This is a genomic window from Prochlorococcus marinus str. MIT 1214 (assembly GCF_027359355.1).
Lineage (GTDB): Bacteria > Cyanobacteriota > Cyanobacteriia > PCC-6307 > Cyanobiaceae > Prochlorococcus_B > Prochlorococcus_B marinus_F.
Window position 1 is genome coordinate 595,256 of the sequence record NZ_CP114777.1, and the last position, 23,683, is coordinate 618,938.

Annotated in this window: 20 protein-coding genes and 1 tRNA gene; 11 read left to right on the plus strand and 10 right to left on the minus strand. The window is 34.0% G+C overall.

What is annotated here, in order from left to right:
- Position 1 precedes the first annotated feature (1 nt).
- On the plus strand, positions 2–634 hold the full coding sequence (locus O5639_RS03775) for a hypothetical protein (RefSeq protein WP_269625151.1): 633 nt from the start codon (positions 2–4) through the stop codon (positions 632–634).
- 4 nt (positions 635–638) lie between these two features.
- Here O5639_RS03775 and O5639_RS03780 read toward each other — a convergent pair whose 3' ends face one another.
- On the minus strand, positions 639–1,526 hold the full coding sequence (locus O5639_RS03780) for a phosphatidate cytidylyltransferase (protein ID WP_269625152.1): 888 nt from the start codon (positions 1,524–1,526) through the stop codon (positions 639–641).
- Between the two features lie 98 nt (positions 1,527–1,624).
- Positions 1,625–3,019, minus strand: a complete 1,395-nt coding sequence (locus O5639_RS03785; protein ID WP_269625153.1) for a lysine decarboxylase — start codon at positions 3,017–3,019, stop codon at positions 1,625–1,627.
- Positions 3,020–3,114: 95 nt separating this feature from the next.
- On the opposite strand from O5639_RS03785, the gene O5639_RS03790 reads away from it, so the two are divergent.
- A complete protein-coding gene (locus O5639_RS03790; protein ID WP_269625154.1) occupies positions 3,115–4,761 on the plus strand; it encodes an ABC1 kinase family protein in 1,647 nt (548 codons plus the stop codon).
- A gap of 144 nt (positions 4,762–4,905) precedes the next feature.
- Here the strand turns inward: O5639_RS03790 and O5639_RS03795 are convergent, their stop codons facing one another.
- Positions 4,906–5,190: a hypothetical protein gene (locus tag O5639_RS03795; protein WP_269625155.1), complete on the minus strand. Its 285-nt coding sequence runs from the start codon at positions 5,188–5,190 to the stop codon at positions 4,906–4,908.
- A gap of 160 nt (positions 5,191–5,350) precedes the next feature.
- On the opposite strand from O5639_RS03795, the gene O5639_RS03800 reads away from it, so the two are divergent.
- Both O5639_RS03800 and O5639_RS03805 read left to right on the plus strand, forming a co-directional pair.
- Positions 5,351–6,064: a pseudouridine synthase gene (locus O5639_RS03800; protein WP_269625156.1), complete on the plus strand. Its 714-nt coding sequence runs from the start codon at positions 5,351–5,353 to the stop codon at positions 6,062–6,064.
- 14 nt (positions 6,065–6,078) lie between these two features.
- Positions 6,079–6,612 (plus strand): helix-turn-helix domain-containing protein, encoded by a 534-nt coding sequence (locus O5639_RS03805; protein WP_269625157.1) that lies wholly within the window; start codon positions 6,079–6,081, stop codon positions 6,610–6,612.
- Here the strand turns inward: O5639_RS03805 and malQ are convergent.
- Positions 6,597–8,111 carry a 4-alpha-glucanotransferase gene (gene malQ, locus O5639_RS03810; protein WP_269625158.1) on the minus strand — a complete coding sequence of 505 codons (1,515 nt, stop codon included), beginning with the start codon at positions 8,109–8,111 and terminating at the stop codon, positions 6,597–6,599. The genes O5639_RS03805 and malQ overlap by 16 nt on opposite strands.
- Positions 8,112–8,737: 626 nt before the next feature.
- Here malQ and O5639_RS03815 point away from each other — a divergent pair.
- Positions 8,738–9,733 carry a ribose-phosphate pyrophosphokinase gene (locus tag O5639_RS03815; protein WP_269625159.1) on the plus strand — a complete coding sequence of 332 codons (996 nt, stop codon included), beginning with the start codon at positions 8,738–8,740 and terminating at the stop codon, positions 9,731–9,733.
- 10 nt (positions 9,734–9,743) lie between these two features.
- Here the strand turns inward: O5639_RS03815 and pepN are convergent, their stop codons facing one another.
- The 3 genes from pepN to O5639_RS03830 form a co-directional block, all read right to left on the minus strand.
- Entirely contained in the window at positions 9,744–12,365 is a 2,622-nt protein-coding gene (gene pepN / locus O5639_RS03820; protein WP_269625160.1) for an aminopeptidase N, read from the minus strand.
- A 48-nt stretch (positions 12,366–12,413) separates the two neighbouring features.
- A complete protein-coding gene (locus tag O5639_RS03825) occupies positions 12,414–12,881 on the minus strand; it encodes a hypothetical protein (RefSeq protein WP_269625161.1) in 468 nt (155 codons plus the stop codon).
- A 91-nt stretch (positions 12,882–12,972) separates the two neighbouring features.
- Complete coding sequence (locus tag O5639_RS03830; RefSeq protein WP_269625162.1) at positions 12,973–13,530, minus strand: hypothetical protein; 558 nt, start codon at positions 13,528–13,530, stop codon at positions 12,973–12,975.
- A gap of 107 nt (positions 13,531–13,637) precedes the next feature.
- On the opposite strand from O5639_RS03830, the gene O5639_RS03835 reads away from it, so the two are divergent.
- The 6 genes from O5639_RS03835 (at position 13,638) to O5639_RS03860 (ending at position 20,776) form a co-directional block, all read left to right on the plus strand.
- On the plus strand, positions 13,638–14,783 hold the full coding sequence (locus O5639_RS03835; protein ID WP_269625163.1) for a histidine kinase: 1,146 nt from the start codon (positions 13,638–13,640) through the stop codon (positions 14,781–14,783).
- Positions 14,784–14,832: 49 nt separating this feature from the next.
- A tRNA-Glu gene (locus O5639_RS03840) sits at positions 14,833–14,905 on the plus strand.
- 312 nt (positions 14,906–15,217) lie between these two features.
- Complete coding sequence (locus tag O5639_RS03845; protein ID WP_269625164.1) at positions 15,218–16,369, plus strand: FAD-binding oxidoreductase; 1,152 nt, start codon at positions 15,218–15,220, stop codon at positions 16,367–16,369.
- Between the two features lie 169 nt (positions 16,370–16,538).
- The gene (gene zwf / locus O5639_RS03850; RefSeq protein WP_269625165.1) at positions 16,539–18,062 is read left to right on the plus strand and encodes a glucose-6-phosphate dehydrogenase; all 1,524 of its coding nucleotides are present in this window, start codon (positions 16,539–16,541) and stop codon (positions 18,060–18,062) included.
- Between the two features lie 37 nt (positions 18,063–18,099).
- Positions 18,100–19,407 (plus strand): glucose-6-phosphate dehydrogenase assembly protein OpcA, encoded by a 1,308-nt coding sequence (locus O5639_RS03855; RefSeq protein WP_269625166.1) that lies wholly within the window; start codon positions 18,100–18,102, stop codon positions 19,405–19,407.
- A 13-nt stretch (positions 19,408–19,420) separates the two neighbouring features.
- Complete coding sequence (locus O5639_RS03860) at positions 19,421–20,776, plus strand: cobyrinate a,c-diamide synthase (protein ID WP_269625167.1); 1,356 nt, start codon at positions 19,421–19,423, stop codon at positions 20,774–20,776.
- 33 nt (positions 20,777–20,809) lie between these two features.
- Here O5639_RS03860 and O5639_RS03865 read toward each other — a convergent pair whose 3' ends face one another.
- The 3 genes from O5639_RS03865 to crtE are packed head-to-tail and all read right to left on the minus strand — an operon-like array spanning position 20,810 to position 23,678.
- A complete protein-coding gene (locus tag O5639_RS03865) occupies positions 20,810–22,270 on the minus strand; it encodes an ATP-dependent DNA helicase (RefSeq protein WP_269625168.1) in 1,461 nt (486 codons plus the stop codon).
- On the minus strand, positions 22,267–22,782 hold the full coding sequence (locus tag O5639_RS03870; protein WP_269625169.1) for a divergent PAP2 family protein: 516 nt from the start codon (positions 22,780–22,782) through the stop codon (positions 22,267–22,269). The genes O5639_RS03865 and O5639_RS03870 overlap by 4 nt, the downstream gene beginning before the upstream one ends.
- Complete coding sequence (gene crtE, locus O5639_RS03875; RefSeq protein ID WP_269625170.1) at positions 22,779–23,678, minus strand: geranylgeranyl diphosphate synthase CrtE; 900 nt, start codon at positions 23,676–23,678, stop codon at positions 22,779–22,781. The genes O5639_RS03870 and crtE overlap by 4 nt, the downstream gene beginning before the upstream one ends.
- Between the last annotated feature and the right edge of the window lie 5 nt (positions 23,679–23,683).

Sequence of the window (23,683 nt, forward strand, 5' to 3'; positions counted from 1 at the left end):
AATGATTGAGAAGCAGATTAAAGAGAAAGGGATTCTTGCTAAATTATTAGAACAATGTATAAGGATCTTACTCATAAAAGAATGTAAAAAAGTAAGCAATATAAAAATAGATATCATCTCTAGTTCTACTCAAATAATTAAAGGTAAAATAGATCAAATCATTATTATTGCTGAAGATATAAATTATCAAGATCTTTTATTCGATAAATTTAAGTTAGAAGCTAATCAGCTTAAAATAAATTTTAAATTAGCTAATAAAGAATTATCCTTTATAAACAATCCTAAAATAAAATTCAATATTTCTTTATCTCAGAAATCACTCAAAACAATTATATTATCTGAAAATTGGAATTGGATTGGAAATATGATTAGCAAAAAAATATTAAACCAAGAAAAATTAGAAGATATAAAAATAAAGAATGGGGAATTATTAATGAAATCTGCTAAAGAAAAAATCATAAGTAACAATGGAGATCAGATTAATATTAAAGTAGAGGAAGGTAAAATCTATTTGGAAAATAAAATTTATAATAAGACTTTTCAGATCCCAATTGAAGATAAAATATATATTGAAAATATATATATTGAAAATAATTTGATAAATATTGCGGCAAATTCAGCTGTTAGTTTTTAAACTTTTAGGACATAATTAATGGTGATAATAAAATTACAATATAGAATACAATTGCTGGAGTAAATAAATAACTATCTATTCTATCAAGAATTCCTCCATGACCCGGTAGAAAATTACCTGAATCTTTTAATCCTGCATTTCTTTTTAACATAGATTCTGTAAGGTCACCAACCAGAGAAAACAATGCCACTAAAATACCAATAAATATTCCTATGAATATTCCAAATTCCCATCTAAGTAGATATCCAAAAAAGGCTCCTATAAATATTGAAAACAATAAGCCCCCAATAACACCCTCAATAGTTTTAGAGGGTGAGATTGGGGATAATGAGTGATTGCCAAACTTCTTACCGACAAAATAAGATCCTATATCAAATCCAACGATCATAAAACATGTAGAAAAAGTTATTAGCATTCCAAAAGTAATAGATGACGACCAATTAGCGGGAATCAAATTGACATTATTTGTTAGATCAGTCTCCAAAAGATTTCTTAACTTAATCCAATGACTTGGCAAGAAGCCTAAATAAAATAATCCAAAGATTGATGCTGCCACATCGGCAATAGAACCAGTAACAGGTTGCAGCAATAACCAACCACAAATAGCTGCCCCTGATAATGGCAAAATAGCATCAGATATTTCAATAGAGATATATCCAAGAGAAGATAATTGCGTAAAAAAAAGTAATATCTGACATGCCAATAATGTTGTCTTAGTAGCTGGTCTTATACCAGTAAATTCTGCCATCCTAAAGAACTCTAGAAGAGCCAAATGAACAATTAAACTAATTGCAATAGCAAACCACCAATTACCCAGAGAGACTATTAAAAAGCCAAAAGCGCCAATTAAAAGTCCACTTAATAATCTCTTTTTCGAAACAGCTAAAAACATTAAATCAGAAATAAAAATATAGCTTTCTTTTATAAAACATACTTAAAAGGGTCTATTAATAATAACTTTCATTATAGCTGATAAATAGATATTATTAATCAAGAAATAACTCTTACAAAATCAGGGATTTGCTCTGGCCAAAAGCCTTTTTGCTCTATCAACCAATCAATACGCGCTTTGTCCAAAATCTCCCCTGGAATCAATAAAGGTATCCCAGGAGGATAAGGGCAAACCATCTCAACTGAAATTCTTCCTTGAGCATCCTGAAGATTAACTTTCTCAAAATTAGAGCCCCAAGAATAAGAACATGACTTATATGGCTTAGAAACCATCTTGAAAGGTGGTCTTTTAAATAAAAAAGATTTTTGTTGACCAAAAGATGTAAGAATTTCGTTCCAAATTCTTAAAAATCTTTTTCCTAATTTCTTATGAGATGAAAAGCCAAGGCAAAAAGTTAGTGTCCCTGGCTCAGCTAATTCACCAATTATTCCTTTTTTTATAAAGCTTTTATCAACTTCAATACCACTTAAACCAAATCTTGATGTGTGAAGAATAATTCTGAGTGGATCGCTATTTTTAAGAATAGGGACTTGTTTATTAATCAAAAAATTCTTTAATAACTCAGCTTCTTCTATTCGGGAACTCAGTTTTTTTATCCCTTTAGATTCAATAAGTTCATTAATTGAACTTTCACATGAAGCTATCAACAAAGAACTTGGGCTTGAAGTTTGAAGCAACTCAATACTTCTCTGAATTTTAAATGGATCAACCTTTTCACCTTGAGACCATAAAACTGCGGATTGAACTAATCCTGGTGCAGATTTATGAAGAGAATGAACAACAAGATCTGCGCCAAAATAGATAGCTGACTTAGGTAAATCTGGTCTTATTTGACTGATTAGGTATGCTCCATGAGCCTCATCAACCAACACTGGTAAAGAATGTGAATGAATCTCCTGAATCAGAGATTCAATATCAGCAGAATATCCTTGATATGTGGGGTTCACTAAAACTACCGCTGCAATATCATTTTCGAGTTCATTTGCTTTTTTTAAAACCCTATGAAGCCATTTTCTATCAAAAACGGAGGCATGGCCTCTATCAGTTAAATAAGGGACATCAAAAAGCAATGGTATTAAGCCTCCAAACAGGCATGCTTGAATACAACTTTTATGAATATTCCTTGGCATAAGAACAGCTTGACCAGGACAAGCTAAAGCGAGCAATGAACTTTGAAGTAAACCCGTCGCACCGTTAACTCCGTACCAACATCTATCAACACCCACTTCGATAGCAGAAGACCTTTGACTTTCTGCTATTGCTCCTTCACGAATCAATGGGCCACCAATCTCAAAAAGCTCAGGTAAATCCCAAATACCTGGTCTTAGCTTCAATAGATTTTTTATCTTTTTGGGTAGAGCGTTACCTCTTCCATGGGCTGGCAAGAAAAGATTTTCGCTTCTATCTTCAGAAAGCAAGTTTAAAAGCCCCATAGAATAAAAGTATTACCTAAAATCAATGTAATTAATCAGTAAGCAAATCAAAAGAACTTCTTAGAAGGATAGCTAGAAGAACTTATTATGAATTCATGAAATACGACTTCAAAAGAGATTTAATATGGTTGATTTCAAAGCCATGGATATTGCTGCCAAGATTTATTCAGATAGTTGGCGCAATATCACTTCTATTAGCAAGACTTATTTTTCAAGGTTCAAGCAATGATGATAAAACTCAAAAAAATCTAGCTAAATTTCTACTTAAGACTCTTGTTGGATTGGGTCCCTGTTTTATAAAAGTAGGACAAGCACTTTCAACCAGGCCAGATCTTATAAGAAAAGATTGGCTAGAAGAATTAACAAACTTACAAGATAACTTACCGTCATTCCCTCATGAAAAAGCACTTGAAATTATTGAAAGTGAGCTAGGGAAGCCACCAGATGAAATTTTTGAGGAATTCCCATCTAAACCAATAGCCTCAGCTAGCCTTGGTCAAGTTTATAAAGCACAGTTAACTAGTAATTATTGGGTAGCAGTAAAAGTTCAGAGGCCTCATCTGATTTTCAACATTAGAAGAGATATCGTTATTATAAAAATACTTGGAGTTCTTAGTGCGCCAATACTTCCTCTAAATCTTGGGTTCGGATTAGGTGAAATAATAGATGAATTTGGAAGAAGTTTATTTGACGAAGTTGATTATAAAAAAGAAGCTAATAATGCTGAAAAATTTTCGAACCTATTCCACAACAATAAGTCAGTAACCATACCAAAAGTAGAAAGACATTTATCGTCTGTGAAGGTGTTAACCACAAGCTGGATTGATGGTACAAAATTAAAAGATAGAAATGAATTAATTCTAAATAATTTAAACCCATCAAAAATTATTAGAACTGGTGTTATCAGTGGAATACAGCAATTATTAGAATTTGGATACTTTCATGCAGATCCTCATCCAGGAAACATGTTTGCTCTTGAAGGTCATAATGGTGATTTAGGAAATATAGCCTATGTAGATTTTGGAATGATGGACTCAATTTCAGAGGAAGACAGATTAACTCTTACTGGTGCAATTGTTCACCTTATCAATAATGATTTTCACTCTGTTGCGAAAGATTTTCAAAAGCTAGGTTTTTTAAATGAAGCAGAAGACCTTAAACCTCTAATACCTGTATTAAAAGAAGTACTTGGAAGTGCAATAGGTAAAGATGTTGCTTCTTTTAATTTTAAAGAGATTACCAATAAATTCTCCGAATTAATGTTTGATTACCCCTTCAGAGTCCCTGCAAGGTTTGCTTTAATTATAAGAGCAGTAATTAGTCAAGAAGGACTTGCTCTTCGCTTAGATCCTGATTTTAAGATTATTGATTTAGCCTATCCGTACGTAGCTAAAAGATTACTTACTTCAGATACCAATGAGATGATAAATATATTACTAGACGTTATTTTTGATCAAAATGGGCACATAAGAGTTGAGCGAATAGAGAATTTATTTGATGTTCTAGTACAAGATTCAAGCACACCTGCAAAAGAGCTTATTCCAGTAGCAGGTGCAGGTCTTAAGCTCTTAACAAGCTCTAGAGGCTCATTAATAAGGAAAAACTTATTAATGAGTATTATTAAAGATGAAAGGATAGATACAAAAGATATGAAGCAATTAATCAAGCTAGTCCGAAAAACATTCAATCCTATAAGAATGGCTTCAGGTCTAACAAAACAAAATAATACACAAGTTGCATAGATTATTTTTATAAAATATAATATCGAAAAATTCAATAGAAATTGAAACCATGCTAAATAGCAATATTCAAAATATATTTACATTTATCTTAGTTAGTATAGATGATGCAAATGTGCCTAATATAGATCAATTTATTTCAGAATATCAACAAATAAAGCCTATTGAAGATCCTATTTTTTGGCTGTCTTGTGGTGCATTCATTTGCCTGATGTCTGGATTGATATTTGCCGACATAATGAAATCAAAATTAAATAATTGGTCGACAAAAAAGATATCACCAATCCCGCTAGAGAACCCCAGAACAATTTCAAGTTGGTTTTCATTCTTCACAGGGTTAACAATTATTTTCGTTAGCGCCTTAAGCATAATAAACTTTTCTATTATTAAATCTTTAATTTTTTCTTCAATAATCTCAATTCTTTTTGGCATAAGCATGTGGAAAGCTATTAAAGATTTATTAGCCCAAGTAGAGGCCGGAACAGTTAAAGAAATAGATGAATTTTTTTAGTACTAATATATTAAATCTATTGCATTTTTTTTTATCAACCTAATATAACAATGAATATAATAAATATATAGTTTAGGAATAATGTCACTTAATAGATTACAAAAGATAATATCTGAGTCGGGTCTTTTATCAAGACGTAAAGCTGACTTACTAATAAAACAAGGTAGAGTAACACTGAATGGTAGAAGAGCTATTCTAGGAGAGAAAGCAGATCCTGATACTGATCATATTTTAGTTGACGGGAGAGATTTACCTAAGAAGTTAGATCATAAAGTTTTTTTATTAAATAAACCTTATGGAGTCATATCTAGCTGCCAAGATAATCATGGAAGAAAAACAATTTTAAGTTTAATTCCATCACACTTACGTTTTGGAATGTATCCTGTGGGAAGGTTAGATTTTGATAGCAGAGGAGCCATTCTATTGACTAACAATGGAGACTTAACGCTAAGACTTACACATCCCAAGTACTCTCACACAAAAACATATCTAGTTTGGGTAAGTGGTCAGCCAAGTAAATCAATATTAGATAATTGGAGAAAAGGAATTTTACTGGATGGTAAAATGACCATGCCAGCGCAAATAGAAGTATTAGATAAAGTTAATCACAAGACTCTTCTAAAAGTAATTCTCAAAGAAGGCCGCAATCGCCAAATTCGTAAAATAGCAAATCTCATTGGACATCCCGTTCAAGATTTGCAAAGAACATCGATCTCAAATATAAATTTAAATGGACTGCAAGAAGGAAAATGGAGAGAGCTAAAGACAGAGGAATGGATTTCAATTATTAATTAAAATATTTGCATTTTATGGTTTTAAATTTTCCTTTTAAAAAATCCTCATCACGCTTATCAGACGTAGCAGATAAATCTGTTTCAGATAATGATTTTTCAGATGCAATTAATTTATTTAAAACTCAAAGAAAGAAAGCTGGGATTTCATTACAGCAATTGTCAAAGGAGACAAAAATTTCAAGAAATGTATTAATAGCTATTGAAAATGGATGGAAAAAATATTTACCAGAAAAAACTTATTTAATATCAATGATCAAAAGTCTTGAGATTAAGCTCAATTTAGAAAAAGGAAGTTTAAATGGTTTATCAACACAAAAAGATAATGTTAATAATACCCCTAAGTTTAAATTTAATTTTTTAAATATAGACTTCCTGAATAGTTGGATTGGGAGCTTATTGTATATTATCTTTATGCTTTTATCTATATTAGCTCTTAATAGTCAACAAAGATATCTTATAAAAATAAATAGTATTTCGACTGAACCCATAATTACAGAAAAGACTGTTATGAAAGATGTAAATACAATTAAGACTCAAAAAGAAGAGTGATTATATCTTTTATTTGCTTTAGCTAAATCACCATACCTATTTAAAGCTTCTTGAATATTCGAATCATTTCTCGACAATCTCCATGACCAATTATTTTCTATTGTGCCAGGTTTATTTAATCTAGAGCTATTATCAAGGTTTAATAAATCTTGCATAGGCGCTACGAATAATTTAGCTTTAGTTTCCATGCCAATTCGTATCAATTCCCAAGAAGTGAAATTCTCATAATCATGAATCCTTTCTCTTAATTGTTCTTTTCTGTCTTGATCCATTTCTCTCCACCAGCCTTGAGAAGTTGAATTATCATGAGTCCCTGTATAAACAACCCAATTTTCATCTTTAATATTCTCTGGCAAATAGGGATTATCTAAATTTCCATCAAAAGCGAATTGAAGTATCTTCATTCCTGCCAAATCACAATCATCGCGTAACTTTTCAACTTTTGATGTTATTAAACCTAAGTCTTCAGCAACTAAAGGAAGAAAACCACTACAATCTTTTTTTATTAAACCTAGTAGCTGTCTTCCAGGGGAAGGCAACCAGAAGCCATTCTCAGCTGTTTTATCTTTACCAGGAACTGACCAAAAAGCTTCAAGAGCACGAAAATGATCGAGACGTAAGAAATCAACCTGCTCTAGATGTCTTGAAATTCTTTTTCTCCACCATCTAAAATTACTAGCTTTGTGCCTGCTCCAACGATAAACAGGGTTACCCCAAAGCTGCCCAGTCTCAGAGAAATAATCAGGAGGTACGCCGCTTTGAAGGAATGTATCTGAATTACTTAAAATTGAAAATAATGATCTATTACTCCATACATCAGCACTATCTTTTGATACATAAAAAGGGGCGTCTCCAAATAAAAAAATTCCTAGATTGTTTGCAAGTTTTCTGATTGATTTCCATTGCCTGTCTAAATGCCATTGGAGCAGATTATGTCCTAACAACTCTCTCTGGTTATCTTTTTTCCAATTTTCTAATTCTTTCTTATCCCGAACTGCATATTTATCTGGCCATTCCCACCATGGAAGATCATTGTATTGAATTTTTAGTTCCATAAATATTGAATGGTCATCTAACCAAAATTGCCTTGAGCACCAGATTTTAAATTCTTCTTGAATAGTTCTATGCTGTTTGTCCCAATAATCAACCAAAGAATAACGTAAGGAATTAACTTTTGAATTAGCTAATTGAAAATCAACTCTATTATCAGAAGAATCATTTTCAGAAGATAAATTTTCTAGATTATTAGCTAAGAAACCGTCTCTAACTAAATCATCTTGATCAAGGAACCATGGGTTAAAAGCAAAACTTGATGGAGAACTATAAGGAGAACCAAATGAATCGGTAGGGGCAAGAGGTAAAAATTGCCAAACTCCTATACCAGCTGAAGCAAGTTCATTTAGCCATACTCGCGCAGGGTTACCAAAACTTCCGCAAACAGGACTATCAGGTAATGAGGTTGGATGAAGAAGGATTCCTGAATTTCTTTCCAATTTCACTTTTTGTTATCTCTAAAAATACGAAAGAAATACTAATAATTCTATTTTTTTATTAAATTTAAAATGGATTCCATTGTGAGATGGGAAATCTTTTTCTTAAAAATCAAAAAAAATAAATTTAGTAATTAGATATTAACAAATCAATTAATAACTTAAACATTTATATAAAAACCAAATTTTTTTATTGAGTTAAAAAAACTCCTGAATATATTTCTTTCCACCAATAGCATTATCTAATTGAAAAGCTGAATAGGATTTCAAGAGAAGCAATCCAGACGAGTCAAGAACCAGCCTTAGATTAGTATTTTTTCATTTCAAACAAATTCTTACCTTGTAAAGACCCAAATACCTAAATCAATCTCTCTTTAAATGTGTGTTTTCAGCAAAATCCCGGTTAAAAATCATTAAGCCTTTACCTGAAGTCAAATTATTAATGTTTTCAAAAGAAAATTCTTCAGAAGATATTTCATTTATTCAACCACCCCAAACAGAAGACATGACAGGGGTTTGCTGTTTCATAATAAGGAAAAATACCTTATGAGGAAAAATTTAAAAAAGCATTTAGATGATCATGGATCAACATAAAGGTAGATTAGTACATATTATTTCTCGCTTGCGTTGGAACCGTGACCAGTTTTATCACTGCAGCGCATCCTGAGTCTACTAGTCTCAAACATGACACTAATAGACTCAGATTAATTAGTGGGACATCTAATACAGCGTTAGCAAAAGAAATTGCGACTTACATGGGGATAACAAATGTCCCTCTAGTTTCAAAAAGGTTTGCTGATGGTGAACTCTATGTTCAAATCCAACAATCAATCAGAGGTTGTGACGTTTTTCTTATACAACCAACCTGTGCTCCTGTTAATGACAGCTTAATGGAGCTTATGATCATGGTGGATGCTTGCAAAAGAGCATCTGCCAGACAAATTACAGCTGTAATTCCATATTTTGGTTACGCAAGAGCCGATAGAAAGACAGCAGGTAGAGAATCAATAACTGCGAAATTAACTGCAAATATTCTTGTCAAATCAGGGGTAGATAGAGTTCTAGCAATGGATTTACATTCGGCACAAATACAAGGTTATTTCGATATTCCCTGCGATCACATATATGGTTCTCCGGTATTAGTTGATTATCTATCAACTATGAAACTTGATGAAATCGTAGTCGTCTCTCCTGATGTAGGTGGTGTAGCCAGAGCAAGAGCTTTTGCTAAGCAAATGAAGGATTCACCTCTAGCGATTATTGACAAGCGTCGTTCAGGGCATAACGTTGCCGAAAGCCTCACAGTTATTGGTGAGGTTTCTGGCAAAACTGCAATATTGATTGATGACATGATTGATACTGGAGGCACTATTTGCGCAGGAGCTGAATTACTTAGGGAAGAGGGTGCAAAAAAAGTTATTGCATGTGCATCTCATGCAGTTTTCTCTCCACCTGCTTACGAGAAACTTTCAAAAGAAGGCCTTTTTGAACAAGTTATTGTCACTAATAGTATTCCAGTTCCAAATAATTTAAATTTCTCACAATTGAAGGTCTTATCAGTTGCAAATATGCTTGGAGAAGCTATCTGGAGAATTCATGAAGAAAGTTCTGTTAGCTCAATGTTCAGATGATTTTCTAAATTTACTTCAAAATTAGTTCCACGACCTCTCTCGTATTTGAAGATATATTTGCATTATTAATTTTTAATATTGATTTATACATTGATTCTTTATTTTTATCTACATAAGTTTTCCATTTACTGAAAATTTTTACCATTCTTGAAGCCGTTATTGGATTAATTTTATCTACCTCTATTAATTTTTCAGCCATAAATAAATAACCTTGTCCATCAAGAGAATGAAATAATTCAATATTTTTACTAAAACCTCCAATAACAGCTCTTATTGAATTTGGAGTCTTCCAATCAAATTTGGAATGTGATAACAATTCTTCGATAACATCAATTCCTTTTTTATTAGGTCTTGAGGCCTCATAAGCGAACCATGAATCTAAAACCACAGGATTATCTTTCCAAAGATTATAAAATAAAAAAGAAGCTTCTTCTGTCTCAGGAATATCAAGTGGCTTTAATGCCTCTAGCGCTGCCCTTGCTATGGTCATTGAAGAATGACTTATTGAACCAACACAAATCTTTTGCACATTTCTATCGCCTGCAAGAGTTAAATAATACCAAATAGTTGCTAATAGTTTTCTTTCTCCTCTACCCATTGGCCATTCATGATTAATATTCACAAATAAATTTTTAGCTATTATTCTTAACTCTTGAAGAATTTCAGTACCAATTAAAACTTGAAAATTTAATGACTGTTTATAAATATTTATGGGGTCCACTTTTTCAAATAAAGATTCCAATTCTGCTAAACCAGGTACTGTTAAAAGTGTTGCCAAGAAAAAAGGATCTTTGATTTCTAAGGATTTTATGGATTCTTTAATAACATTAATAAACATATCTTCCAATATATAATTTGCCTTGTTGCAAAGCCTACTTTTTATGATTTCACGCATTAAAAATTGACCGGAGTCCCATTTAGAAAAATAATCATTATCATTTGAGAAAAGGAAAAGATAGTCGTCTATAGAAAAATCAGATTCCCAAACAACAGGTGAAGAGAAACCTCTAAAAATGGACAAGACTGGTGCTTCTTTTTCACCTGGAATAGTATTGATTTGTAAATTCTTTATATTTTTATCTAAAATAAATAATTTATCCTCAACAATAGGTGTGGCTTTTCTTTCTTTACTATAACAAGAATAAAGAATTGGAATCACCATTTCGATATTTTCATTAGTTTTTTCACTATCTATTTTCTGCTCAAAAGAAACATTCAAAATCGAATTTTTTGAATCCCAAGATTGATTTATATAAACTTTAGGTGTACCTGATTTATAATACCAATTTAGAAATTTTGTTACATCAAAAGGACAATTTTTTTCTTCTAAATATGCTCCTTTTATTAATGAATTAATGAAATCCTCTGTTGTAGCAGCACTACCATCAAAAGTTTCAAAATAAAGATTAATACCTCTATAAAAATTCTCTATTCCAAGCAAAAGCTCAAGCATTCTTATCAACTCAGCTCCCTTTTCATATATTGTTGTTGTATAAAAATTATCAATGGCTACATACTCTTTAGGCTTCACTGCATGTGAAGTAGGTCCCTTATCTTCAGAAAATTGAAAATTCCTAAGGAATGAAACATCTTCTATTCTTTTTAGTCCTTTATTATGAAGATCTGCAGTAAAAGATTGATCACGAAAGACTGTCAATCCTTCCTTTAAGGATAACTGAAACCAATCTCTACATGTAATTCTATTACCAGTCCAATTATGAAAGTACTCATGTGCTATTACGCTTTCAATTCTTTCTAATTCATCATCGGTTGCTGTCATTGAGTCAGCTAAAACCAATTTTGAATTAAAAATATTTAAACCCTTATTTTCCATAGCTCCCATATTAAAATGTCTGACAGCAACAATTTTATATTCGTCTAAATCATATTCCAATTGATATTTTTCCTCATCCCATCTCATTGCTTTCTTTAGAGATTTTATAGCATGTTGCGTATATTTCTCATCACCTTCCTCGACATATAATTTTATATCAATTGATTTTCCTGAATTAGTAATGTAATTATCAGAGACCTCATTTAATTTTCCAGCAACTAATGCAAATAAATAAGATGGCTTTGGAAAAGGATCCTCCCAAATAATTTCGTGTCTATCAAGATTTGTTTTTAATTTTCCTGAATATTTCATATTACCATTTGAAAGCAAGATTGGATATAAATTTTGATCTGATTCTATTCTTACTGTATATTTACTTAAAACATCAGGCCTATCAGGATGAAAACAAATTCGTCTAAAACCCTCCGCTTCGCACTGGGTTGCTAGCATTCCAGAACTCAAATACAAACCTTCTAATGATGTATTATTAAATGGATTAATATTTGATTTAATATTCAATACAAATTCAGATATTGGTGGTTTATTTATAATCAATGATTTGCCTGAATAGCTATATTTTTCAGAATCCAATTCTTTACCATCTATTGATACTGAAAGTAATTCAATTTCAAAACCCTTAAGAATTAATTTTGGAGATTCTTCTGACTTTGCTTTTATAACCATTGAAGTTTCTACAGAAACTTTATCTTCTCCAATATTAAAATCTATATTTATTTTTGGTATCAGGAAAGGGTAGGGTATATATTCTGATAGTTTTGTTGATATGTTTTCTTTCATATAGAACTATTTTCTAAATTAATATCATAACATCAAATTAAAAACTAATTAATTCTCTTTAATTTCTTTCTGAAGTGATTTTGCTCTTTGTTCAATAGTCTTTCTTACTTTTCGCTCTATCTTCTCGGGTACTTTATCAGGACAAGTTAATACAGCCGATTCAACTATCACATTAGATGAGCCGTTGAGCAATTGCTTAGGTGTTATCGTTTTTCCATCTAATTCCTCTAGAAGGCCTCCATGTTTATTAATTATGATTGCTGTTAAATTATTAGCAGCAATGGAAATAGCGTCATCAAATTTAACCTTAGATCTTCTAGCAATACAAAAATAATTAGAAAAAATTTGGCCATATAAAAGCATATCAGAACGACTTGCTTTTACAAGCCTATTTTCTTTACTTAAAGAAGAATTACTTGTAGAAGTAGAAATCAGAATGGTTAAAAAAGATATTGCTAAAATTTTTTCAGTTAAAGATTTAAGTAATTTAATCAAGAGAATCCAATCCAAAAACATCAATTAGCAAAAACCTAAAATAGATTCATAGTTGCTTATTAGACTATACAGCATTACGTTTGAGGTATATTAAATAATTTTCACTATTCAATTAGTTGGGATTCTGAATCCTTATTTCATGATGATTTTCAACTATTTTCAACTTATCATTAAACCAACTATAAATATTTCTAGATCTAAATTTATCTTGAGCTATTAAACGTGTATGTTCTAAAACGTGCCAATCATCGTAATTAGACTCAAAGATCAATTCATGTTCATCAACTTGTCTAATGTTTGATATGCATGAAGAATCAGATAAATAAGAACAATCACGTATTAGCTGATGACCTTGTAGTTGAGCAGTTATTTCACCTTCACTTTTATAAGTTGGTCTTTTAGTAAAAAAATCTTTTTCATCTTCGCACCACCACTTAAACCGATAGCTTTCAAATTCAGAATCGCTTTGAATCAACTTACTTACAGTGATATACATTTCCAAATTAATAGCCTTTTCATCATCAAAAAAATATTGTCGCCTAGAATGCCATAAGCCAATATTTCTGCCAAACCAACGCTTTAAATTACTATCAAAGTCAATCCTAAGCCTATCAATACCTACTGAAGAATTTCTAGTTCTTCCAATACCAGATGAATGAGATATTGCCATTTACTGGAACTGAGAATTTAAAAAAGTATTCACTTAATTATTAGCTAATACCTAAAATGAGTCTCATTACCTTAAGGTATGCGTAATTATTTAGATTGCTCGACACTGTGAATAGTGCCGAAGCTAACGACAGACAGCAGTTAAAACTGTTGCTTGTGGCATCACGCCACCATCTCTCAAGGGGAGATATTCGTTCGTTAATTGAATATTTGGAAAAAGAAGATTGTGGATTTAACGTCACGCTAGCAGTTTCAGATCCTTCTGATAATCCAGAATTACTTGAGCTTTATAGATTAGTAGCGCTTCCTGCACTAATAAAATTAGAACCTTCTCCCAAACAAGTCTTTGCTGGGAGTTCGATTTTTGATCAAGTTAAAACTTGGGTTCCAAGATGGAAACATGAAGGGCCAATTCAAGGTATGGGAATAAATCTTAGAGCCAAATCACTCGAAACCAATCAAACACAAAAAGAACTTCTACTAGAGGATGATCTATTAGTTCTTCGACAAGAAAACGAAACTCTTACTAAAAAAATACATTCACAAGAAAGTCTTCTAAGAATGGTTGCTCATGAATTGAGAACTCCATTAACGGCAGCTGGATTAGCTCTACAAAGTCAAAAACTTGGACAAATAACCATGACTAAATTTCAAGAGGTCTTAAAAAGAAGGCTGGAAGAAATTGAATTACTTTCAAAGGACTTATTAGAAGTAGGGAGTACTCGATGGGAAACTTTGTTTAATCCACAAAAAATTGATCTTGCAAACATATCTGCTGAAGCGATTCTCGAGCTTGAAAAGCTATGGCTTAATCGCAAGATAAAAATAAATACAGATATTCCAGCTGATTTGCCCTCTGTTTTTGCAGATCAAAGAAGAATGATGCAAGTTTTATTAAACCTCATAGAAAATGCTTTGAAATTTTCCGAAGACAAAGGCGAGATTTTTATAACAATGCTTCACAGAACAAATCAATGGGTTGAAGTAATCGTTCGAGATAATGGACCTGGTATCCCCCCAGAAGAACAACAGAGAATATTTGTTGATCGAGTGAGACTTCCACAAACATCTCAAGAGACTACCGGCTTTGGCATTGGTCTTTCAGTTTGCAGAAGAATTGTTGAAGTACACGGTGGCAAGATCTGGGTCGTTTCCAAACCGACTGAAGGTGCATGCTTCTACTTCACCGTTCCTGTATGGCGTGGCCAAAATAAGGATCAAGAAGCCTTGACGAGTGGCAAGGCGGGCCCGTAACTTTCAATTGTGATAAAAATTGCTTATTAAGTGATTTATCACCGTACATGGCCCCATCGTCTAGAGGCCTAGGACACCTCCCTTTCACGGAGGCGACAGGGGTTCGAATCCCCTTGGGGCTATAAAAAAAATTTATTTGAAACCTTTTATTGGACTAGACACAGTAGAAGGTTTTTTTAATGGCTTTTAATTCGCTTAGCAAAAATCTATTGATAAATCATTTACCACTAGTACATTGAGAAAAGAAATGTAGAAAAATAATATTAGATAATCAAAAAGACTAAAATCCTTAAAAGCCCTTTTGTTAGCTTGATATAAGCATCAACATGATCATGTGACGGTCTCAAAAGGTGAACTAATAAATTAGTAATATCGAGATAAAACAGCTAAAAGTTACTTCTTCTTGGTAATCTCAATTTCTAATTTAAGTTTTTATGGCTTACTCAGAGACAAAGGTAGTTATTGGTGGTCTTGCACATATTCCTATCATAATTGGTTTTTTCTACCTTATACGCAGGCAATATTCCTTTGGGGCAATGCTGCGAACTGGGAAGAATGCTTTAAGCGAAAAAGTTAAAGCAGCTCCTGCTAAAGCGTCTGCGGCAGCTCCTGCTAAACCGGCTGCGGCTGCTCCTGCTAAAGCGGCTGCTAAACCGGCTGCGGCTGCTCCTGCTAAAGCGGCTGCAAAGAAACCACATGCAGATGTACCAGTTAATACATATAAACCAAAAGCACCTTTCACAGGAACAGTAACTGAAAATTATTCAGCACTAAAAGAAGGAGCGATAGGGAAAGTTCAACATATAACCTTTGATATATCAGGTGGAGACCCAGACTTTAAATATGTTGAAGGTCAAAGTTGCGGAATACTTGCCGCAGGTGAAGATGCAAAAGGCAAGCCTCATAGAGCAAGACTTTATTCAATAGCTAGCACAAGATACGGTGATAACTTTGCAGGAAATACATTATCTTTATGTGTTCGCCAACTTCAATACGAAAAAGATGGTGAAACAATAAATGGGGTTTGCTCTACCTACCTTTGTAATCTATCTCCTGGAGATAAAGTAAAGATCAGCGGACCAGTGGGCAAAGAGATGCTTCTCCCAGAGGAAGAAGATTCAAACATAATAATGCTTGCCACAGGTACAGGCATAGCGCCAATGAGAGCATATTTAAGAAGGATGTTTGAACCTACCGAAATTGAAAAACACAAGTGGAATTTCAAAGGAAAAGCTTGGTTATTTATGGGAGCACCAAAGACAGCTAACTTGCTTTACGATGATGATTTTGAACACTACAAATCAAAATTCCCCGATAATCTTAGATATACCAAAGCAATCAGCAGAGAAGAAAAGAATAAAAAAGGAGGAAGAATGTATATTCAGGACAGGGTCCTTGAACATTCTGAGGAAATCTTCAATATGATTGAGAATCCTAAAACTCATATTTACTTGTGTGGGTTAAAAGGAATGGAGCCAGGTATAGATGAGGCAATGACAACTGCAGCTGCGGCAAAAGGTTTGGACTGGTCTGAACTTAGACCTAAACTCAGAAAAGCAGGCAGATGGCATGCTGAGACCTACTAAATAAATAAAAAAGTCTGGAAAGCGATAATTATTAATTACTTTAGAAATATTTTTTCTATATTTAATCAATCAATATCAATTTTGTTTTTGACATCCGACAAACAAAACATCGGACTGATTAGAAGCAAATTGGATAATATTTCTAATCTAATAGGCAAGGAATTTATCAATGAGCATGCCAGTAACAAACCCATTGAGAATCGGTCTTCGCCAAGAGCGGGTAGTTCCTCCTCAATGTCTGGTTATTTTTGGTGCCTCAGGTGATCTGACTCACAGGAAACTTGTTCCTGCTCTATTTGAGCTTTTTAAGCAACGAAGATTACCAAGTGAGTTTGCAGTTTTAGGCTGTGCAAGAAGACCATGGAATGATGAAATATTTAAAGAAAAAATGGAAGAAGCCCTTGCTTCTCAAATAAAAGAAAGTCCTAAAGAATGGGAACTATTTTCTCAAAATCTTTTCTATGAACCTGTAGACTTGCAGCAACCAGAACACCTAGTAAAACTTGGGGAAAGACTTGAAATAATTGATAAGTTAAGAGCAACTCACGGCAATCGAACTTTTTACCTTTCAGTATCTCCCAAATTCTATGGAAGTGGGTGTAGAGCTTTAGCAGCCGCAGGATTATTGAAAGATCCCAAGCGGAGCAGGGTTGTCATTGAAAAACCTTTTGGAAGAGACTTCAATAGCGCTCAGTCACTTAATTCTCTCGTTCAGGCTTGTGCTCAAGAAAGTCAAATATTTCGAATAGATCATTATTTAGGCAAAGAAACCGTTCAAAACATTCTTGTTCTTAGATTTGCAAATACAATTTTCGAACCTATTTGGAATAGGAACTATATTTCGAGTGTTCAAATTACTAGTTCCGAAACAGTTGGAGTTGAAGATCGTGCTGGATATTACGAATCTTCAGGCGCCTTAAGGGATATGGTTCAAAACCATCTAACCCAAATGCTTGCTCTAACAGCAATGGAACCACCTGGACATTTTGATCCAGAAGCCATTAGGAATGAAAAAGCCAAAGTTCTTCAAGCAGTCAAACTTGCTAATGAAGAAAAGCCTTGGGAATGTTGCGTTAGGGGACAGTACTCAAGGGGAGGTAGCAATGAAGATCCGCTTCTTGGGTACAGAGAAGAACCAGGTGTTAATCCAAACAGCACAACCGAAACATATGTAGCAATGAAGCTTTTCATAGATAATTGGAGATGGCAAGGAGTTCCTTTTTATGTGAGAACAGGGAAACGATTAGCCAAGAGACTTAGTGAGGTTGTTCTTACTTTTAGAGAAGCTCCTGTTCACCTTTTTGATGCAGCAGGTGGATGCCCAACATCAAACCAATTAATTCTAAGAATCCAACCCAACGAAGGAGCTGAATTTAGTTTTGAGGTGAAGTCACCAGGATCTGGCATGAGAAGTAGACCTGTGAATATGGAGTTTTCTTATGATGAATCCTTTGGCGAACCATCAGATGAGGGTTATGTAAGACTCCTTGCAGATGCAATGCTTGGAGATCCAACATTGTTTACTCGCAGCGACGAAGTAGAGGCTGCATGGCGTTTATACACTCCTTTACTAGAGAAGATTGAGGATTCACCCTGGGAATTACCTGTTTACCAATATGAATCAAGAACATGGGGGCCTACTGAATCAGACTTACTGATTGGCAAAGATCAGCTTCTGTGGAGAAGACCTTAAAAAATAGAATCTAAATCTTTTATTCAAACCAAATTAAATGTCTCCTCAATTAACGCTCCAAACACCTCTTCAGTTACCTCCAGCTGAAATTCCTACTTATCTTGAGCAGCTCTGGTCTCATGACGAGCGAGGAGATAAAGGTGCCAACACTTTTTGTTTGATTGTCTGGCAACCTGCTTGGATTGAACAAAAATTAGTCAAAACAGGAAAAATATCTGGCCCAGTAGTAGGTAGTCAAAGGAATGATCTTATAGAAGCTGCAAGAGAAATTATTTTAAAAGGAGATCTGCCTAATAGCACCTCACCACTAGATTTCAGAGTTCAATCTTCAATTCAATCTGAAAAGTTAATTAAAAATGTAGAAGACCTTAGGGGGCAACACATTGACACTTCAATAAGTAATTTGCAACCTCGAAGATTAATAACCATTGCGCCAACAATTGAAAATGAAAATAATTTAGAAACTTTAGTAGCAGCATATTGTCCTCTTCCTGAAGAAGGTGGCGGTAAAACAGCTTGTGGTGACGTAATTGTTTTAAGAGGTAATAACGCCGCAATTAATGATGGACTTGAAATTGTTGAAACTCTTGTTCCTGATGAACTTCCCTCTTGGTTGTGGTGGAATGGAAGAATTGATGAGGCCCCTGAATTCCTTAATGCTCTAGCACTCCCAAATAGAAGATTAATTATTGATACTGCGCTAGGCAAACCAAAAGTCTGCTTGAATTTATTGCTTCAAAGAATTCAATCTGGGCAAGCTGTTAACGACCTGAATTGGCTTCGTCTTAGAGGTTGGAGAGAAACTTTAGCGATGGTTTTTGATCCACTTCAAAGAAGAAATGCTCTTAATAATTTACAAAAAATTGATATAGATATTGAAGGTTCTCAAACAGTTCAAGGTCTTTTACTTGCTGCATGGATTGCAGATCGCCTCAATTGGAAACTTGAAAATTGCATATTCTCAAAAGAAGATCAGCTGAAAGTTAGTTTTATTCGTCCTGACAAAAATCTTGTTGAAGTTGGTATTACGTCACTACCTATTGGTAAGCCAAGCATAAATCCTGGACAAATAGTTGGTTTGAGATTGATTGCAAAAGCCAAAAGCAAACAAAACAACGATATTTGTGTAATCCTCGCATCAGAATCTGGGGAATGTATGAGATTAGAAGCTGGAGGCATGGCAAGGATGGAACTTATTGAACAAGTCGTTCCTATTCAAAAAAATTCATTAGAAAATGATGTCGCTCGTTTACTCTCCAGCAGTAGAGGTAATACAAGCCCTTTACTTGCTAGTGCAGCACCAATAGCGAAACAAATGCTTGATTTAATTAATCAAGCCAAATAAATATATTCATTAGATGGCATGCGTAATCTCTTCTATTTCTAGTAATAGTGGTAAAACTCTTTTAAGTCTTCTTTTAATTTCTTGGTTAAAAAGTATAAATAAAACAGTACAGACTTTTAAAGTTGGACCTGATTATTTAGACCCTCAACAACTCACCGCAGTTTCAAAAAAAGCTTGCCGAAATCTTGATTTAATTCTCTCCGGTGAAAATTGGGTTAAAGAAAATTTTAATCACTTCGGAGGGTTATCTGATTATTCTTTTGTCGAAGGGGTGATGGGATTATTCGATGGAATTGGAAGTACTTCAAAAGGGAGCACAGCAGAATTAGCTAAGGTTTTAAGTTTACCAGTAGTCCTTATTGTTGATGCAAGAGGTAAGGCAGCATCATTAGCAGCTTTAATAAAAGGATTTACAGAACATGATAAAGAATTAAAAATTGCAGGGGTTGTTCTCAATAATGTTCAAAGTCCTAGACATGAAAAAATATTATTGGAAGTTCTTAATCGCATCAATATAAAGTCATTAGGTTGCATTCCTAATTGCGAAGACTTATATCTTACAGGAAGTAATTTAGGTTTAGCTCCAGCTCATGAAATTCAGAATTTAGAAATTAAAGTTAAAAAGTGGGCATCGATAGCCAAAGATTATTTAGACATTGAAAGTTTTAGAAAACTTTTATCAGCGCCAGAATATAGCAACAAAACAATTAATTTCTTGACAAAGAAAGAATCAAAAATCATCTACCCAATTGCTATCGCTGAAGACAAAGCTTTCCATTTTAGGTATGAAGAAACAAAAGAATTATTAGAAGAAAACGGAATGCCAACAATTACTTGGAAACCACTAGAAAATGAGCTGATTCCAAAAGAAGCTAAAGGGTTAATAATACCTGGTGGTTTTCCTGAGAGACATGCAAAGCAATTAAGTAGTTCAACAATAAGCCTGAACTCAATAAAAATATTTTCAAAAAAGTTTCCTATATATGCTGAATGTGGAGGAATGATGCTTTTGGGTAAAAGTATATTTGATTTTGAAGGGAGAGAATATTCAATGGCTGGGATATTACCTTTTAAGGCCAAAAAGGGTAATTTAAAAATCGGTTATAGAGAAGCGAAGAGTAAAAATAAAAGTCCTATTACCTCACCTGGAAATAAAATAATAGGACATGAATTTCATCGTTGGGAAATAATTAATGAAAGCTATAATTCAGAAATAAATTGCCTATGGGATATCAAAGGATGGGATTTAGAAATTAAAAATGAAGGTTTTTGTAATCATTTAATTCATGCAAGCTGGATACATCTACATTGGGCAAGTTCGCCTCTTATACTAGAAAATTGGAAAAAATCTATTATTAAACATGCCTGAGAAAATCTGTTTTCAAACATAATATTTTTCAAATTAATCGATTAATAATTTCTCTAATAGAGCTTGATTCGTCTTGCTTCTATTATCCCCAACAATCCATACTCCATTACTCGCTCTACTTACAGCAACATATACAAGCCTTCTTCTAAATTCTAGATCTTTAGGCCAAAAGACATCAGAAGTTATGAATACTTCTCCAAAAGTACTTCCTTGACTCCTGTGAATTGTAAGAACAGAAGCAGGACCTAAGGATGCGAATGAATCTCTGATAAAAAAGAAAAGTTTCCAAATCGAAGCACTATTTTTTTTTCCTCTCTCTCTTGCAAGATTGCTCAACCCATTCAAAGAAAGGTCCAATTCACTACGAGATTTAGAACCTATATGAGGCATTAACCTCAAAGAAAATTCTTTTTGATCACAACTAACTTTAGCTATCTGAGTTTCAATCACAGGTAAAGGATTTTCTAAATCATGATGAGTTCCTAAAGAAGCCAAGTCAAAGCTATTTGGAATCACATCTTCTACAACCATCTCTCTATTTGAACTAATCAAAATATCTGGTTCTTCTCCAAGCTCGTCCTCATTTAATGAGGCATTTACCATTACAGCTTTACGGCTTATTAAAACCTCCCCAGGTAAAACCTGATACTGATCTGCCATTTCACCATGAATAGCTCTTCTTGCGTGAGGAACTAAATTATCAACAAATCGATTCGTAAAGCACAAAATTCTGGCTCTATCGTGATTGTCCTCTAAGGAAGACAACTTTAATGCTGTTTTGGCTCTTTCAAGCCAATTTGTTCTATCTAATATTCCAACATTACCTTTCTTAGAATTAATAACTGGAACTATTGGTGGCTGCTTACAAGGGATTTGCCCGTCTCTAATTATTTTTGCCAATTTCAAAACAGGCCCCTGATGACGAACAACTTCCCTAAGTTCAGTATTAACTGACCTTTTCATTAAAAAAACCGAGCTAGAACTTTCTCCTACTGGTGGGAGTTGAGCAGGATCACCAACAAAAACCAAACGAGTCGAGTTAAATCTTGCGCATTCAAGAGTTATCTCCAATAGTTTGGAATCAATCATTGATGCTTCATCAATTAGAACAAGTCCTAAATTCTCCAAAGAGTTCTCTGTTTGATCTGTTTTTTCACATATTTCTACATCCGCCTGTCTTTTCAACTTAAGTCGAAGCAAACGGTGAATGGTAGAGGGGAACCATGTGGGCTGAATAGATTCATTCTTTAACCCCTCCCTTAACACACCTACAGCTTTATGAGTTGGTGCAACTACGGTCCAACACAAACCTAATTCATCAACCTTTTTTAATAATTTCATCGATAAATATGTTTTGCCGCTCCCTGCAAAGCCTTTCATTACGAAGGGCTTAAAAGAATATGGGGCCTTTAGCCATTCAGTGAATAATTGAAGAGATTTTTCTTGATCCTTAGTTAAAAAAACACAATCCTCTTTTGCTATTACTTCTTTCACAAAGAAACTAATCCAATCATTTGCAAAATATGCAAAGGAGAACCAATGTAGAAAATACCTGGCAAAGCCACAATTGGACCAAGAAGACTTCCTACTAATACTTCGATTTTGGTATGCCCCAAAGATTCTTTTAAAGTGGTTTCTGAAGACACTTCCTTGGAATTATCTTTTGAAATTTGATTAACTTTTGCTGCTATTAAGCCTGCCGACCTTCTTATTCCAGAAGCATCGTACATCACAATAAAAGCAATTGCTGAAGCCAAGGCAAATACTGGATCATTAAAACCAAGCTGAAGGCCTACTCCTGCAGCGGTTCCTGTTACCAAAGCCGAATGACTTGAAGGCATACCTCCTGTTTCTAAAAGTACTGACGGTCTCCACTTTTGCTTAAAAATCAATTCAAATAATAATTTAGAAAACTGAGCAAGTCCACACGCTATTAGGCCCCATGCCAATACAGCATTATCAAGAATATAAATAAATTGAAATTCGAAACCTGGATTAAGATTCATCTATCTCTACTTGTAATGTAATCAGCCAATGCAAGAAGAGGTTTTGATTTTTCTGGCCAAGGATCAAGAGCATTTTTTGCTGTAGCGACTAAAAGATCTGCTCTCCTTCTTGATTCATCAAGACCAAGTAATTTGGGATAAGTAGTCTTATCAGCAATTAAATCCTTTCCTGCTGTTTTACCCAATACTTCACTACTTGCTGTTAAATCAAGAATGTCATCAATTATTTGAAATGCTAAGCCAATACCTCTCGCATAGACACTTAGTGCCTCCAGAAGTTTCTCATCAGCTCCTCCAATCAATGCTCCGCAAGTGACACAGGCCCTTAGCAGAGCGCCTGTTTTATGAAGGTGAATGTACTCCAAGGTTTCTAAATCAACTTCTTTCCCTTCACAGTCGAGATCAACTACTTGTCCTCCCACTAGTCCGGGAGCTCCTGCTACTAAAGAAAGCTCACCAACAATTTTCAATAGTCTCTCTGACGGTATCCCCTCTGTTCGAATTGAAACCATCTCAAAAGCTCTAGTCAATAGAGCATCTCCAGCAAGTATGGCTACCGCATCTCCGTAGACTTTGTGATTTGTTGGACGCCCTCTACGAAGATCGTCATTATCCATTGAAGGTAGATCGTCATGGATAAGAGACATTGTATGAATCATTTCCAGAGCAACTGCTGTAGGCAATGCTTTTTCAACTTCGCCTCCAGCAAGTTCGCAGGCAGCAAGACATAGTATTGGTCTTAATCTCTTCCCTCCCGCCAAAAGGGAATAACGCATTGACTCTCTTAATTTTTCTGGCTTTTCAGGGCCTAGAGACGCATCAAGCGCAACTTCAACGCGAGTTCTAGCTTTATCTAGATACTCAGCGAAGTCAAAAGAAGCGGTTGCTTCCTGCATGCAAA

Bases quoted from the DNA above. Each gene is read 5' to 3' on its own strand.
- O5639_RS03805 (WP_269625157.1), top strand. From the start codon at position 6,079: ATGGTTTTAAATTTTCCTTTTAAAAAATCCTCATCACGCTTATCAGAC.
- crtE (WP_269625170.1), bottom strand. From the start codon at position 23,678: ATGCAGGAAGCAACCGCTTCTTTTGACTTCGCTGAGTATCTAGATAAA.
- zwf (WP_269625165.1), top strand. From the start codon at position 16,539: ATGAGCATGCCAGTAACAAACCCATTGAGAATCGGTCTTCGCCAAGAG.
- O5639_RS03870 (WP_269625169.1), bottom strand. From the start codon at position 22,782: ATGAATCTTAATCCAGGTTTCGAATTTCAATTTATTTATATTCTTGAT.
- O5639_RS03780 (WP_269625152.1), bottom strand. From the start codon at position 1,526: ATGTTTTTAGCTGTTTCGAAAAAGAGATTATTAAGTGGACTTTTAATT.
- O5639_RS03800 (WP_269625156.1), top strand. From the start codon at position 5,351: ATGTCACTTAATAGATTACAAAAGATAATATCTGAGTCGGGTCTTTTA.
- O5639_RS03860 (WP_269625167.1), top strand. From the start codon at position 19,421: ATGGCATGCGTAATCTCTTCTATTTCTAGTAATAGTGGTAAAACTCTT.
- O5639_RS03845 (WP_269625164.1), top strand. From the start codon at position 15,218: ATGGCTTACTCAGAGACAAAGGTAGTTATTGGTGGTCTTGCACATATT.
- O5639_RS03775 (WP_269625151.1), top strand. From the start codon at position 2: ATGATTGAGAAGCAGATTAAAGAGAAAGGGATTCTTGCTAAATTATTA.
- O5639_RS03785 (WP_269625153.1), bottom strand. From the start codon at position 3,019: ATGGGGCTTTTAAACTTGCTTTCTGAAGATAGAAGCGAAAATCTTTTC.
- O5639_RS03790 (WP_269625154.1), top strand. From the start codon at position 3,115: ATGAAATACGACTTCAAAAGAGATTTAATATGGTTGATTTCAAAGCCA.
- O5639_RS03795 (WP_269625155.1), bottom strand. From the start codon at position 5,190: ATGCCAAAAAGAATTGAGATTATTGAAGAAAAAATTAAAGATTTAATA.
- pepN (WP_269625160.1), bottom strand. From the start codon at position 12,365: ATGAAAGAAAACATATCAACAAAACTATCAGAATATATACCCTACCCT.
- O5639_RS03830 (WP_269625162.1), bottom strand. From the start codon at position 13,530: ATGGCAATATCTCATTCATCTGGTATTGGAAGAACTAGAAATTCTTCA.
- O5639_RS03855 (WP_269625166.1), top strand. From the start codon at position 18,100: ATGTCTCCTCAATTAACGCTCCAAACACCTCTTCAGTTACCTCCAGCT.
- O5639_RS03825 (WP_269625161.1), bottom strand. From the start codon at position 12,881: ATGTTTTTGGATTGGATTCTCTTGATTAAATTACTTAAATCTTTAACT.